At 49.2% G+C, this 13,959-nt stretch carries 13 protein-coding genes; all 13 read right to left on the bottom strand.

The genetic code is table 11. From position 1 onward, the window contains the following. Positions 1-3 precede the first annotated feature (3 nt). On the bottom strand, positions 4-708 hold the full coding sequence (locus tag NFS35_RS00110; protein ID WP_135991512.1) for an ABC transporter permease: 705 nt from the start codon (positions 706-708) through the stop codon (positions 4-6). Next, on the bottom strand, positions 702-1,625 hold the full coding sequence (locus NFS35_RS00105; RefSeq protein ID WP_251205113.1) for an ABC transporter ATP-binding protein: 924 nt from the start codon (positions 1,623-1,625) through the stop codon (positions 702-704). Before NFS35_RS00105 ends, NFS35_RS00110 begins: the two co-directional genes overlap by 7 nt. A gap of 134 nt (positions 1,626-1,759) precedes the next feature. After that, entirely contained in the window at positions 1,760-2,698 is a 939-nt protein-coding gene (locus NFS35_RS00100) for a sensor histidine kinase (RefSeq protein WP_251205112.1), read from the bottom strand. Positions 2,699-2,702: 4 nt separating this feature from the next. Beyond that, entirely contained in the window at positions 2,703-3,392 is a 690-nt protein-coding gene (locus NFS35_RS00095) for a response regulator transcription factor (protein ID WP_016221139.1), read from the bottom strand. Next, the gene (locus NFS35_RS00090; protein ID WP_160218064.1) at positions 3,385-3,582 is read right to left on the bottom strand and encodes a helix-turn-helix domain-containing protein; all 198 of its coding nucleotides are present in this window, start codon (positions 3,580-3,582) and stop codon (positions 3,385-3,387) included. Before NFS35_RS00090 ends, NFS35_RS00095 begins: the two co-directional genes overlap by 8 nt. A gap of 138 nt (positions 3,583-3,720) precedes the next feature. Further along, complete coding sequence (locus NFS35_RS00085) at positions 3,721-4,095, bottom strand: TnpV protein (protein ID WP_251205111.1); 375 nt, start codon at positions 4,093-4,095, stop codon at positions 3,721-3,723. Positions 4,096-4,379: 284 nt separating this feature from the next. Next, positions 4,380-5,042 carry an ABC transporter permease family protein gene (locus tag NFS35_RS00080; protein WP_251205110.1) on the bottom strand — a complete coding sequence of 221 codons (663 nt, stop codon included), beginning with the start codon at positions 5,040-5,042 and terminating at the stop codon, positions 4,380-4,382. A gap of 14 nt (positions 5,043-5,056) precedes the next feature. Further along, complete coding sequence (locus NFS35_RS00075) at positions 5,057-5,941, bottom strand: ABC transporter permease (protein ID WP_251205109.1); 885 nt, start codon at positions 5,939-5,941, stop codon at positions 5,057-5,059. 286 nt (positions 5,942-6,227) lie between these two features. Beyond that, a complete protein-coding gene (locus NFS35_RS00070) occupies positions 6,228-8,327 on the bottom strand; it encodes a hypothetical protein (RefSeq protein ID WP_251205108.1) in 2,100 nt (699 codons plus the stop codon). Positions 8,328-8,362: 35 nt separating this feature from the next. Continuing rightward, the gene (locus NFS35_RS00065; protein WP_251205107.1) at positions 8,363-9,553 is read right to left on the bottom strand and encodes an acyltransferase; all 1,191 of its coding nucleotides are present in this window, start codon (positions 9,551-9,553) and stop codon (positions 8,363-8,365) included. A gap of 18 nt (positions 9,554-9,571) precedes the next feature. Further along, positions 9,572-10,555: a sugar phosphate isomerase/epimerase family protein gene (locus NFS35_RS00060; protein ID WP_251205106.1), complete on the bottom strand. Its 984-nt coding sequence runs from the start codon at positions 10,553-10,555 to the stop codon at positions 9,572-9,574. 49 nt (positions 10,556-10,604) lie between these two features. Continuing rightward, the gene (locus NFS35_RS00055; RefSeq protein ID WP_251205105.1) at positions 10,605-11,081 is read right to left on the bottom strand and encodes a GNAT family N-acetyltransferase; all 477 of its coding nucleotides are present in this window, start codon (positions 11,079-11,081) and stop codon (positions 10,605-10,607) included. 109 nt (positions 11,082-11,190) lie between these two features. Continuing rightward, positions 11,191-13,959 (bottom strand): beta-mannosidase, encoded by a 2,769-nt coding sequence (locus tag NFS35_RS00050; protein ID WP_251205104.1) that lies wholly within the window; start codon positions 13,957-13,959, stop codon positions 11,191-11,193.

Below are 13,959 nucleotides of genomic sequence, written 5' to 3'. Positions count from 1 at the left end.
CCCCTACATTAAATCTTTGCTTTCCACATTTACGATTGACAAAGCGGCAAAAAGCAAAGAAATAGCCGTCAAAATAATGGGAAATACTGCGTTGCCTGCCATTGTGAAATCGCCAATGTTCGCCTGTGTGAGAAAAATCAGCAAAAATGAAGTGACAATCGTTGCTTTTGAAGATTTTAAAGCCATCCCGACAAACAGGGCAATAAAGCTCATGCTGACGATTACCACTGATTTTAGTATCAGTTGTATATAAAATGACAGGCTGCCTATTGAAAAATCAACAGCAAAGGATGACTGCATAAATTTTGCCCCAAAGAACACGCACATATAAATTGCCAGTTTTGTTAAAATGAGTGCGGCAAAATTAAAAGTCCAGACCGCAATCATTTGGGAAGCTAAGATTTTCTGCCGCTTAATAGGGTAGGAAAACATCAGATTCATGGTCTTGTTTTTGTATGCGCTTACAATAAAGGATGCCAACATTACACTGGTGTAAATAAGAAAAGCCATACTGGTAAATAATTCGATAGGAGCGGAGATTACATCTGTCCCAGGCGCAGCATCCAGTGTCCCATCTGGGTCGTTGGCAATGCCCAAAAACGCTAACGCAAAGACAAATAAGCCAAGCAGAGCCGCCATAATGATTACGCCCCCTAAATATTTCCCGATATTATTCTTTTTCCATTCAAGTCTGACAAGCTTTAACATGATTTTCCCACCTCCGATGTGACTTTTAAGAAATAGTCCTCCAAGTTTTCTGTATGTTGGCTGATGGAAGCAATCTCTACATCATTTGCCATCAATTCCCTTGAAATCTTTTGTGTGGTGACACCCTGCTCATAAATACGAATCCCCGAATCGTTTACGATTTTAAAATTACTTAACTGCATTTTTTCAGCTAAAACATATGCCGCTTTTTTTGTATCCTCTACGGCAAGTTCAATATACGCCGTATTTGTTTCTGCAATTTCTTTCATGGATATTTCTTTCATCATCTTTCCATGATGGATAACGCCAACTGTATCGGCAATACTTTCTATCTCTGGGAGAAGATGACTGGATATCATAAGCGTCATGCCATACTCGGTACATAGCATCCGAAACAAATCTCTGATTTGCTTCATTCCTGCGGGGTCTAAACCGTTTGTCGGCTCATCAAGGATAACTAACTCTGGCTTGCACAATATGGCACGGGCAATCCCCAGACGCTGCTTCATTCCTAAAGAATAACTGCCCGCAGGCCTATCCGCCGCATCAGAAAGCCCAAGCATCTGAAGAGCTTCCTCCACGCTGCCCTTGTTGTAATACCCCATATACTCACAATGAAGCTGTAAGTTGTCCTTTCCGCTCATATGGTCATAAAATGTAGGAAATTCAATGATACTTCCCATACGCTTCAGCACCTCGTAAGAAGTTTTTTCCAATGCTTTCCCAAACAGCGCAACCGCGCCGCTTGTCGGTTTCCAAAGGTTGGTAAGCATCTTCATCACCGTGGTTTTTCCTGCCCCGTTCGGTCCTAAAAATCCATATACCTCACCTTTCTTTACATGGATATTCACATCTGTGACTAACTGTTTCCCATCTATCGTTTTGCTTAGATGGCTTGTTTGCAAAATATAAGACATTTTTTGCCTCCTTTCCTTAGTAACACCTTTCTCGGACGTAGCAATACGCCCAAAGGTGTTTTATGAATATCATTATAGCGATATAGATTTTCAAAACTCTTGACTAATTCTTACGAATTTCTTTCGCAGGGAATTTAATAAGTTATTTTTTTGAGGCTTACTGTAAAAGTTGTTTTGACATTCGGTATGCTGTCTAAAAATATATCGCCCTCTAATTGCTTTGCAAGATTCTTCGCAATCGTTAAGCCTAATCCGTTCCCTTGTATTTCCCTGTTTCTGGAATCTTCCATTGTATAGAGCCTGTCAAACACATTCGATGCAAATTCCTGTTCAATCCCTTTCCCTTTATCAACCACATCAATATATACATTGCTCTTGTCTTGACGCAAAAAAACTCCTAAATATTTTCCGTCGGAGCCGTAGCGTATTACATTTGACAATAAATTGTATAAAATCCTTTGCAGGGCTTCTTTCTCCCCCTGCACAAAAATAGCTGTTTCTGGAATAAACAAATCAACATCAAAATCTTTCTGCAATAAAATATCATAAAACTCCAAAACATTCTCCCTGCATATCTCGTTGATATTGACTTTGCCAAGATTTATATTTGTATCGCCAGATTCCAGTTTTGCTAATGTAAAAAACTGATTGATAAGATTCATAACTTGATTCGCTTTTGTTTCTACTTTTTTCAACATCTCATGATCTGCATGGTTCAAACGCATAATTTCCAGATAACCCAATATGACCGTTAGAGGTGTTTTTATGTCATGGGAGATATTCGCCAACATCTTTTTAGAAGAAATTTCTTCCCTTTTAAAATCTGCCCTTATTTTCTGTCGGTCTATCAGCAGGCGGTTGATTTGTCCCCCTAATTCCATCAAAACAGGGTTGTCCGTAAATACCATTACTTTCTCGTCGCTACCAGTTTCTAAAATTTCCTCCAATTTTTTATTTATCCGTCTTATCTTTGCCTGTATTCCCCTGCCAAAAATAAAACGCTGGTATAAAACTACAAGGAATAGCAAGCAGACAACAACTGCCAAAAAGAATATGATTGTTTTATCGCTCATCCTATCACTCCCCCAATTTGTATCCGATTCCCCATACCGTAATCACATACTGCGGTTCACGGGGATTATCTTCTATTTTATTCCTCAATCTGCTGATATGGACATTGACAGCATTTTCATCACCATAATAGGTATCATTCCAGACAAGGGAGTAAATCTGTTCTTTCGTATATACTTTCTTTGGATTCTGCAATAACAGCTTTAAAATTTCAAATTCTTTTGATGTAAGCTCTATTTTACAGCCGTTTTTTGTTACAGAATACTCATTCAGATTCATGACAAGGTTTCCCGTTTGAAGTATTGGCTGCTGTTCTGTGGCACTTGCAGCATACTGTGTAGTTCTTCGGATATTTGCTTTTATCCTTGCCAATACTTCTGTGACGGAAAACGGTTTCGTTATATAATCATCTGCTCCCAAACCTAAACCAAGCGTTTTATCAGAATCGGTATCTTTTGCCGAGATAATAATAATCGGGACAGTGCTGTTTTCTCTGATTTTTTCCATGACTTCGATTCCGCTTATCTGAGGAATCATCAAATCAAGCAAAACCAGACTGAAACTATCCGAAAAGAACCTGTCAAGGGCACTTTTGCCATCATACGCTGTAATTACCTCAAATTTCTCTGTGGTCAAAAAATTCTTTAGCATGGTACTGATTTCCATATCATCTTCAACCAATAAAATCTTACTCATTGTCCGATTCCTCCTTATCTCTTTTCTTAAAACGCCCGTCTATAGGCTTTGATGCAGTCTTTGGAATCAGCCACACATTGCTGATTCGCATTACATCGGGGATTCGGTCTGTAGCACATAATACCTGTATTCTCCGTTCGGACAATCCCCATTTTTCAGCCGCTTCTTTTACATTCATGTAATCAAACATTGAAATAACCTCCTTCATAACTGATATTATAATGCGTCAAAACGAATAATACAATCAAGAAAATGATTCCATGAACAAGAATCGTTCCTCATTAAAAAACGGCAGGATTTTTGATATTGATATCCTACCGTTTCTTCACTAATTATAAATAATTTCCTTGTTCACAGTCTCCCTTGCACAAGCCCTTATGTTATTTAAGTGTTGTACCCATTCTAAGGCGTTTTCTTCCTTTAGGCGTTCCGTTGTGCCCTGTGCCTGTTTCATGCCCTCTATGAGCCTTTCAAAGCGTTCCTGCGCCTGCCTGTCGATGTCGGCAAGGTATGTATTCAGTCTGCCGCTTGTGAGAAGATTGGTGTATGTAACCTTGCGGTACTGCTTCAGATAGTCCAGATGCCGTTGCCCCCATGTGCCTATCGGCTGTTCTTCTTCGGCTGGTAAAGCTATGCACGGTATTAGATAATCTCCCTGTCGTTCGTATTTTCCACCCAGTTCCTCAAAAATCGTCTTTGCCATTGTCTGTTACCTCCACTTTCTTTCTTATTTTGAATGTCCGCAAAATCCGTCCTGCATCTGCTCATCTACGATAAGGAACCACCCTTCGTTCACTGCCTCTGAACTTCCGTTCTGCTCCCCGGAATCGCTTTCTGCCTGTTGTTCTTGCTGTTGTTCCTTTGTCTCTGCGGAATCCGAAGCGCTTCCTTCACTTTGTTTTCCCTAATCTCCGCATCCCGCGACAGACACAGCAAGCACTCCCGCCAACATCAGCGCCAATCCTTTCCTTACCAGTTCATTTTTCTTCATTTGCTTTGCTCCCTTCTCTTTATATAAAATATTTTGGGGTTCATCCTTTTATCGAACCAATCATCACGCCCTTGGCAAAAAATTTCTGTAAAAACGGATACAAAACCATCATGGGCAGTATGGCCGCTACCATCACTGCATATTTCAACAGATTGGCCGTATCCTGTTGCTGCATGAGCGCCTGTACCGACTGCGCATCCGCTCCTTCGATGCTGGCGGCCGCCATCTGCCCCTGTGCCAGTATTTCCCGCAGAAACAGCTGCAGGGGCCATTTCGATCTGTCCCGTAGATAAATCATTTCCGTGAAATAAGAGTTCCAGTGGCTGACACCATAGTACAGCACCAAGCAGGTTCAAAAAAGTCCCGGTAATCGTATAAAAAAAGGCATTTCCATAACCGCTCCAGATATCCTTGTATTTTAGCAGATGCCGATATCCCTCCATCGTGAATCCCACTGGAAAAAGGAGCATTTCTCCTTTTGTCACGCTTGCAGGTTCGCTGACAGATGCGCTTAACACAAACAGCAGCGGATACAATGTCATCAGGAAAACAAATATCAGGAACATGTGATTAGCAAACACAAATATCTTATCCGACAGATTCAGCGTACTCATTTTACGCCTGCCACCATAGCTTTTCCATCTGTTCTCTGCACCCATTTCTTCCTCCTCCATTACCATAGACTCGAATCGCTGATTTTCCCCGCCAGCCTGTTGACTATTATCAGAATGGTTCCATTGACCACACTGTTAAAGAACCCTGCCGCTGTAGAAAAAGCAAAATCATTGTCCTGGAGCCCTACTTTGTATATATAAGTCGAAAGCACCTCTGATGAACTCAAATTCAAATCGTTCTGTAACAGATATACCTTCTCATATCCGACGCTCAGTAGGCTTCCACATTGTAAGATAAGCATAATGATGATTGTCGGTATCAATACGGGAAAGTTGATATAACGTATTCTCTGTAGTCTGTTCGCTCCATCGATTTCCGCGGCCTCCAATAAAGCTTTATCCACACCTGAAAGCGCCGCAAAATAAATGATCGCGTTCCAGCCTGTATTCTGCCATATATCGCTAAGTACATACACCCATTTGAACAGTTCAGGCTTTGACAGGAAAGAAACAGAATCTGCTCCAAACAGCCCGATTAAGTGATTGATGATTCCGTACTCGGCGTTCAGAAAAATCCGAAGCATACCGCATATGACTACAGTTGAGATAAAATGGGGTGCATAGGATACTGTCTGGAGGGATTTCTGGAAAAGCCCCTGCCGCAATTCATTCACGGCCAATGCCAGAATAATCGGAACAGGAAAGCCAATCAAAAGGGTCAGTACACTCAAAGTCAGGGTATTCTTCAGCGCGATTGGAAACCAGTAGGAGCGAAACAGCCTGCTGAAATTGTCCAAGCCAATCCACTTGCTGCCCCATATCCCTTTTTTCAGGCTATAATCTTCGAAAGCAATCAGGATTCCGCTCATGGGCTTGTATACAAACAAAAGAATATAGATGACCGCAGGAAGCAGCAGAAAATACAGCTGCCAATTCTTTCGCATCTCCCTGATAAATCCAGATTTTATCTTTTTTTCGCCAATCTATCCTTTCCCGATTTCATCGTCTTTTCATCTCCTCGCTTATTCCACATCCGTTTTTCCTTAAGTCATTTTTATTTATTATATCAATTTCTAACTACAATACAATTCTATTTTACGCCATTTTATGTGATTTTTAATCATTCCAAACAAAAAAACAACAAAAAAACAGCATGATATATGAACCATGCTGTTTTCCACCTCCGCCACTGTCGCTAGACTCCGCAGGAAATGCGGTTTCGTACAAAAATCAAAGATACACGGCAAATTTGACGTTCCGGAAAGTCTGTTCGTATCGAAACTCTTTCATAAATTCCCGCAGGAGCGCCCACTTGGGATCCTCTCCTACCTTTTGGTACTCTTCCTCAGAAAGCGGGAACAGAGAGGCATAGGCATCTTCCAGGATGATGACAGGCTTCTCCTGCCCCTTTTCCGTAATCATGGCCTTCAACTGCGCCATATCCCGCTCCATGGTCTCATAGCTGTAGGATGCCAAATCGCTCCAGGGATTGAACGCGGAGGGCATCTGCAGATAGTACGACAAGGCCGGAATCCCCCCATACAGGATGACCTCCTGCCCCTCCAGCCCGTTTTCATTGACATAGGCGCTCAGCTGCGTCATCCACTCCGCTTTCTGAGGGCTCATTTTTATGTTCCGCAGGACAGCATTATTGTCCACCGTGGCCTCCGCGTCCTGTATCCCGGTGGCCTCCGCGAACGCGAATACCGCGCCGAAGACGCCGAACTGGAACAGGCACAGGACAAGGAAAGATACCAGAACCCCCTTAGCGGGAAAGGCCGAAATCGCCAGCCCCCGCTTGAGCCGCTTTTCTCCCACATGCCGCAGGAACCGCCAGCTCTCCCACAGGGTATAGGGCGCCGCCAGGAACAGGTTGTTCAGGCTGGGCAGGACACCGTTGTTGCTGCCGATGGGCGTCAGCATGATGATTAGGATAATCATGCCGCTAATCAGCTTTTCCTCTTTGGGGCTGTCCCTGTGGAAGATGCGGATGGCGGCAATCAGCATGGTCAGCATCAGGAACAGAGGCCCCGGATGCCAGATGGGGTCATAGCTGTAGAACAGGAAAGAAAAGAAACCACCCTGATACAGCCACCAGACCATGGAGCCGCAGACCGCGCTCCACAGAATCCTGACACCCACATGAAGCGTCCTGGCGTTCACCGCCAGAGCGCCGGACAGCGCCGCCAGAGCCAGAAAGACAAGCCCGGGATGCCTTACGGAATCATAGCCGGGGAACAGGAAAGAAAATAAACCCTTTCGATACAGCAGCCAAAGCGCCGCACCGCAGATGGCAGCCCACAGAATCCTTGCCGCCGCAGGAATCGCCCTGGCGACGGTTGAGGGAGGCGTTTTGGCCCCTTTTTGCTCCTCCAATCGTAAGAGCAGCGTCTCCAGCCAGCCAGCCACCGCGAACAGCGCCATGCCGCCTATCAGGATGCCCCCAATGCGCGCCACCCAGTACAGGTTTTCCACATAGGCGCCCAGGATTCCCATGATCATGGCGGTGGGCTTGTAGTCCGCCGCATTGTCCGTCATGGCGAACAGCCTCCGGATTCCCGCCACATACTCCCCGAGGCCGTAGCGGAGGTGGATATCGCTGAGAATCGCCAAAAACGCTGCCGCGTATCCCAGCAGGCACCACAGCGTATGGCGGACAGTCCGCCGCCAGAATCCCTCCCCGGCAGATGTCCTCTCTGTCCCACGCTTTCTTTCCTCCAGCCAAAGGATGATGTCGTACACCCAGACGGCTACGATCATCCCCATCTCAGGCAGATTGGAAAAGCGCACCAGCACATTCGCGCCCAAAAACGCGCCCGCCGCCACAAGATACCCTTTTTGGCCCCTGGAGCCTTCTTCCTTCGTCAGGCCCAGGTAGAGCAGGATGGACGAAAGCAGGAAAAACAGATAGGTCAGATAATTATAGAAAGACGCGGTAGGGCACCAGCACAGGCTCAGCGCCGTCATCTCCCCCAGGAACACAATCGCTTTCGGCATCTTCAGCTTTCTGGTACAGAAAAAATAACCGATGAGCGCCAGAGCGCCTGCAAACAATCCAGTGTACAGGTTCATCCCCATCAGCGTGTCCCCACCCTGCAGCTTTGTGAGCATATTCCCCACCGCATTGGTCAGATAGGTGGAGAATAGCCACATGGAATCCATGTGCTTTGTCCCCATATATTGGAAATTCGCATAATTATATCCGGTATCCCAAAAATCCAGCCCCAGCTGTATATGCCGCAGGGGATAGAATGCCAGAATCACGATTGCCAGATTCTCCAGCAGATTATTCCATTTCGTCCGGGACAGCCTGTCCTTTTCTTTCCTCATGTCCATCTCCGTCCAGAATCCTTTCTATCCAGCCTTTATCGAAACATCGCATCCGCTTTCTCTATCTTTTCCATCAATTTGCGGTATGGGCCGACTTTCAGCATAATCCCATGTCCCCTGTCAAAAATCCACTTCCGCACCATGTCAGCCAAAATGCCGCACACAAATACCACTGCCACTGCTGCCGCCGTCCCCAGAAGCAGACTGCCCACAGCCCCAAAGCCGTTTCCTCCGCCAGCCGCCACTGCCGCCAGCCGCTCTGCTCCCAGCCATTTCTGCCAGGAATAGCGAAGCCCCAGGTTCTCATGGAGCAGATAGACTCCCAGAGTGTATGGCGCCACCCGGTTGACGATTGCGGCAAACTTTCCCTGTATGCGGAGCCTGGCGAACGCACCGAACAGGCCGATTGCCGCCAGATAGGGCAGGATATGGTTGTACTCCATGCACATGCCCAGCCGCGCCTCCAGCCTGCCGGTGCTCAGATACACCAGCCTTAAGAGAAGCGTCCCCGCAAATATCAGCAGACAGCTCCCCGCATATAACAGCAATCCGCGCCCTTTCTTCTCCAGGAAAGGAGCGCCGAACCTCCGCACACAGGCCGCTGTCAGGAATACGCACAGATACCACAGGCAGTCGTATCCCTGGGCATCTTTCTCAAAGATGACTGGCAGCACACTCTTGCCGATACAAAAAAACACCAGCAAAAGCACTATCGTCAGCTGCAACTGCTGCTTAGTCATTTTTTTCACCGCTAACCCCACCAGGGGCAGGAGCAGATACAAGAAGACGTAGGCCGTCATGAACCAGTAATGCTCCATCGTAACCGGAAACAGGAGCGTCAGCAGATAATGCGTGTCAAATGCCGTCTCCCTCAGCACTCCGGTGAACGCCCCCAGCAACCCAAAGACAACGGAATATGACCATATCTGCAGCCACAGCTGCAGCAGGCGGCTCAGCTTGAAAGAGGAGGTAGTGAGAAAATATCCGCTGATGAACATGTACACATCCACGGCCACGATGCAGAAGCTTTCCAGCAGCCACGCGGCCAGGCCCGCGCTCCCCAGATTGCTGCCCGTCAGGTCAGGCAGCAGATTGCCCTTTCCCAGAAAATGCAGAGCCGCCACCATCATCATAGCCACGCACCGCAATAGTTCCAGATTGGCCATACGCTCTTTCGGGGCGGCCGCTTTGTTCTGTATTCCGTTTCTTTCTATTTGCTTTTTCATCCTAACCTTTGATTTCCTTTAACCTCTTCTCATACTTTCCAGACGGCATCCCGCCTCATAGGCCCTCTTCAGATATCTCTCTGCATCCCTGTCATGGCAGCTCAGCTCCAACAGAAGCGGCCCCTCATACGCAGACCGCGCTATCACGCCCATCACCTTTTCCCAGCAGATGCTGCCCTCTCCCGGAATCCAGTGGGAATCCATGGCTCCGTTGTTGTCATGAATGTGCACCGCGTACAGCCTGTCCCCATACCGTTCCAGGATTTCCGGTGCCTGCTCTCTCCACACCATATTGGCATGGCCGGTGTCATAGCACAGCCCCAGGAATTCCCGGCGATATCTGTCAAACAGCCTGTCCCATGCCTCCAACATATATTCACCGGGCATGTCGAACAGGTTCTCGATGCAGATTCGCACCTTTTTCTCCAGGCAATAGGGCATCAGCTCATCCAGGGATCGAAAGACGCAGGTATAAAAATCCTCCTTTGCCTCCGGCTTCTGCCGAATCGTAAGATAAGGCACATACAGATGGAGCACGATTTCACCGGCACCCAAAGCCGCCGCCAGGTCAACGCGGTTTTGAATCAGCTCCACCCCGGCCTTTCGGTTGTACTCCCAGTTGGAGGTGTAGTCCTTGCGATAATGCCTCTCCCTGACATTCACATCCCTGGCACCTCCTTTGGTAGCATGGAGCGCCTTTGAGCGCAGCCCATACTCATCCATCCACTCCCTGATCTGCCGCATTTCATAAGCAGAATACATGTATTCCCCGTCCCATTCATGGCACCAGTGAATATGGGTGAATCCCGCCCGGGCAATCCCTTCAAGCGTCCCTCTGATCTGCTCCAGCTGCGTTCCCTCCCCTGCGAAATCTGTGTTCAGCGCCAGTTCCACTCTCACATCCTCCATCTTACCACCAATCCTTTCCAGGGGCGCGCCCCCCCGTCTTTTCCGGCATTTCCAGACTTCCGCGCCTGGCCGCCTGGATACATTATAATCCATATCCGGCGGAGGTTCAACCTAAATTCCGCCGAACATACGGCAAGCCGGTTCACAGAATGAACTCATAAATGCATTTCCGCGTCTCCCCCTCCAGCCTCATGTCGTTATCCTCCGGCAGATCCACAATCTCTTTCAATCTGCCCCCCGCATACTCGCAGGTCTTCCTGGAGGGATAATTGTCCGGGTTGCAGGTGATGATCAGATAATCCAGCCCATGCCGCTTCGCCAGTCCGAACAGCAGGCGGCAGGCTTTCCCCGCGTAATGATTCCCGCGGCAGGGTTCCTCCACCCGGTATCCGATGTTCCCGCCGTAGTAGGTCTTCTGATTGTGCCCTATCCTTAAATCACAGGTCCCCGCCCTGTTCCCCGCCATATCGAAAATCGTGAAATGATAGGACGGCAGCCATTCCTCCTCCGGAACGGCAGGAACGGTCCTGTCCAGCATCAGCAGAATCTCCCCGTCCGTGAGCGCTGTCACGTGAAAAAAGCGAAAAGCAGGTTCTGTATTTTTTTCAGTTTCCATCATTCTCTTCCTCCCTTTTCTCCTGCCGCACCCCAAAGGCCACCGCCGGAAAGCAGCGCACTGCTCAAGCCTCTCCCGCTGATTCGCTTCTATACTTTCTTCCTAATCTGGCTCATATACTGGAAATTCCATATACGCTCCTGGCCCTGTATGCCCCCGAAGCCTCGGCGGCGGCATCCGTGTCCCGGGTAAAGTCCCTGCCGGGCAGGATGCGGAATGTCCTGCTGCCCGCCTCCATGTCTACAAAGTTGTCGTCAAGCCGCAGTATTCCCTCTTCCGTCTCCACGCTCACCGCTTTCGCGTAGTTCGCCGCTGTCACCGTGACCGTATCCCCATCTACGGAAACCTGCAGCCCGGGGTCCTCAAAGGCGTAATGCTTCGGCGCGCAGAACAGCGTGGTTCCTGAGGAGACATTTGACCCGTCCACATATAGCGCGTACTCCAGATGCACCTTCAGCGGGTCTATGTCATTGCAGTCAAGGTGCGGGAGCCAGGCGCCGCCGTAGGCCGGCACCGTCACTTCAAACTGCCCCTCCCGGACCACGGAGGAATCCGGCAGGCGGAGGGCCCATTTCACGATGCCGCTCACCGGCTCTCCCGTCTCGTTTGCCACATGGAGATCCGCGCTGAAGTCAATGGGAACGGGCAGGGTATTGACATTCGGCTTCTGGTCAATCTCCCCATGCTCCTCACAGGAGAGAAGCACAGGCGCGAACATGCGCTTCTCGGCATAGTGCAGCGCTTTCCAGTTCCCATAATAATCCAGGCTGGCCCAGCTTGCCACCGGCCAGATATCATTGAGCTGCCACACCACCGTACCCATGCAGGTGCCGCGGAAACGCCGGAAATGCTCCACGCCATAGCGGATTGCCTCCGCCTGCAGCAGCTGGGAGCAGTAGAGCAGCTCGTCGAAATTCTTCGGATAGAGGTAGGTCTGCGATAAATAGTTTGAATTTTTACCATTTGCCGAAGTATTTCTCTGGTGCAGCTCCATCACCCGGGAATAGACATTTCTGTCCTGGCTTTCCGTAAAGCGCCGAATCGTCTGGAGCGCCGGGAAAGACTGGAAACCGAACTCCGACAGGAAACGGTAATGGTGCTTCCTGTATGCGGTGAAAGGCTCATTGCCATGCCAGACGCCCCAGTAGTGGGCATCGCCGATATTCTCCGCGTTGCTGTTCTCAAAGTTTCCGCCGGAGCTGGGGGAGGAGGGCCAGTAGAAAGTCATGGGATCCTCCTCTTCCACAATCTTCGGAATGATGTATTCGTACAGCCTGATGTAATCATAGTACTGCTTTTTCGACTGTACTGAAAACATCATCTCATATTCGGTCTCCATCTCATTGTTGCCGCACCACAGCCCGATGCTGGGATGGGAGCGGAGCCTGCGGATGTTCTGGCGAATCTCCGCGCAGACATTTGCCTCAAAGGCATCGCTTAACTCATAGGACGCACAGGCGAACATGAAATCATGCCATATGACCAGCCCTCTTTCATCACATACATCATAGAAAAAATCATCCGGGAAATAGCCGCCGCCCCAGATGCGGATACAGTTGTGCCGGGCCTCCTGGGCGGAAGCCAGCAGCATATCGGTGCGTTCTCTTGTCTGGCGGGTCAGTATATTGTCCTCCGGGATATAGTCCGCGCCCATGGCGAAAATCTGCAGGCCGTTCACTTCAAAGGCGAAATTCCTGCCGGGCAGTTTTTTGCCTTTTCGATCCACCATCAGGACTTTTCGGTCGCCATGGTTCATGACGATATCTTTTCCGTCATCCAGATCCTCCGTCTGGTTCGTCAGGTGGGCATCCCACTGCTCCTCCGGCATGGGATCCGTGTTCACCGTCATAGTGCGCAGACCAATCCGCTTCCGCCAGACATCCAGGGGCCCCGTCTTTCCGCCAGCCTCGCTGCCGTCGCTCCCTGCAGGCACCAGCAGAGCCTCCACCTGATACAGGGGCTGCTCTCCGTACCCGTTAGGCCACCACAGCTGGGGATCGGAGACCGTAAGCTCTGCCCGGACGTGATTGCTCCTCAGGTCACAGGAAAGCCCTGTGAGGTTCATGGCGACAGAGGAAGCCGCCGCGGCATTTATAGAAGCGCTCTCCGCTGACAGCACGGTTCCGTCCGGCGCGGTCAGAATCACCACCAGTTTCACCTCTTCCCCGCCTGCCTCCGGCATCCACTCGATTTCGGCATCCGCTGTCAGCCGCACTGATGCCACGGTATTGCCGTGGACGGTTTTCCCGGTAATCTCATGCTGCTGGGTGATATAGACCTGTGCGATGCGCGCGGTCTTCACGGCGTGGATTGTAACTTCTCTGAACAGTCCGGCGTCCGGCAGCCTGGGGCCCCAGTCCCATCCGAACATGCAGGCCGCCTTGCGCAGGTGCGGGAAACCCGGCATGGCATCCGGCGAGCCGCCTACGGGACATTTTTCATTCTCTTCGCTGATATAGCGGAGCGGCGAATGGAGAACCACTTTCAGATGGTACACTTTATCCTCTGCGTCATCCTTTACCTCGGCAGTGATATCATATTCCCATACACGGTTCATATTGCATGCGGTTCCAAGCAGCCGACCGTCCAGATAAACATCGGCCAGAGTATCGATGCCGCTGAAACACAGGAACAGCCTGTCAGCCTCCCTGTCCTGGCTGCCCAGGGTAAACCTGGTCTCATAGGCGAAATCATTCTCCATGAGTTTCGTCGCTTTCAGCTCATTGTCCCGGTAATAGGGATCGGGCATCAGGTTCTTCTCCAGCAATGTCCCGTACACTGTAGACGGAACCTTCGTCTCGATTGGAACATTCGGAATATCGTATATATTTCTTCCAATTACTGTCAATGTCCAGTTGTCTTTCACATTCAACACTATCAT

The sequence above is a fragment of the Acetatifactor aquisgranensis genome (genome assembly GCF_943193215.1).
Lineage (GTDB): Bacteria > Bacillota > Clostridia > Lachnospirales > Lachnospiraceae > Acetatifactor > Acetatifactor aquisgranensis.
This window is presented reverse-complemented; position numbering and strand designations above follow the sequence as displayed.

What these genes read in the sequence shown, in the direction of transcription:
- NFS35_RS00110 (WP_135991512.1), bottom strand. Translation starts at nt 708, where the DNA reads ATGTTAAAGCTTGTCAGACTTGAATGGAAAAAGAATAATATCGGGAAA.
- NFS35_RS00105 (WP_251205113.1), bottom strand. Translation starts at nt 1,625, where the DNA reads ATGTCTTATATTTTGCAAACAAGCCATCTAAGCAAAACGATAGATGGG.
- NFS35_RS00100 (WP_251205112.1), bottom strand. Translation starts at nt 2,698, where the DNA reads ATGAGCGATAAAACAATCATATTCTTTTTGGCAGTTGTTGTCTGCTTG.
- NFS35_RS00095 (WP_016221139.1), bottom strand. Translation starts at nt 3,392, where the DNA reads ATGAGTAAGATTTTATTGGTTGAAGATGATATGGAAATCAGTACCATG.
- NFS35_RS00090 (WP_160218064.1), bottom strand. Translation starts at nt 3,582, where the DNA reads ATGTTTGATTACATGAATGTAAAAGAAGCGGCTGAAAAATGGGGATTG.
- NFS35_RS00085 (WP_251205111.1), bottom strand. Translation starts at nt 4,095, where the DNA reads ATGGCAAAGACGATTTTTGAGGAACTGGGTGGAAAATACGAACGACAG.
- NFS35_RS00080 (WP_251205110.1), bottom strand. Translation starts at nt 5,042, where the DNA reads ATGGGTGCAGAGAACAGATGGAAAAGCTATGGTGGCAGGCGTAAAATG.
- NFS35_RS00075 (WP_251205109.1), bottom strand. Translation starts at nt 5,941, where the DNA reads ATGCGAAAGAATTGGCAGCTGTATTTTCTGCTGCTTCCTGCGGTCATC.
- NFS35_RS00070 (WP_251205108.1), bottom strand. Translation starts at nt 8,327, where the DNA reads ATGAGGAAAGAAAAGGACAGGCTGTCCCGGACGAAATGGAATAATCTG.
- NFS35_RS00065 (WP_251205107.1), bottom strand. Translation starts at nt 9,553, where the DNA reads ATGAAAAAGCAAATAGAAAGAAACGGAATACAGAACAAAGCGGCCGCC.
- NFS35_RS00060 (WP_251205106.1), bottom strand. Translation starts at nt 10,555, where the DNA reads ATGGATTATAATGTATCCAGGCGGCCAGGCGCGGAAGTCTGGAAATGC.
- NFS35_RS00055 (WP_251205105.1), bottom strand. Translation starts at nt 11,081, where the DNA reads ATGATGGAAACTGAAAAAAATACAGAACCTGCTTTTCGCTTTTTTCAC.
- NFS35_RS00050 (WP_251205104.1), bottom strand. Translation starts at nt 13,959, where the DNA reads ATGATAGTGTTGAATGTGAAAGACAACTGGACATTGACAGTAATTGGA.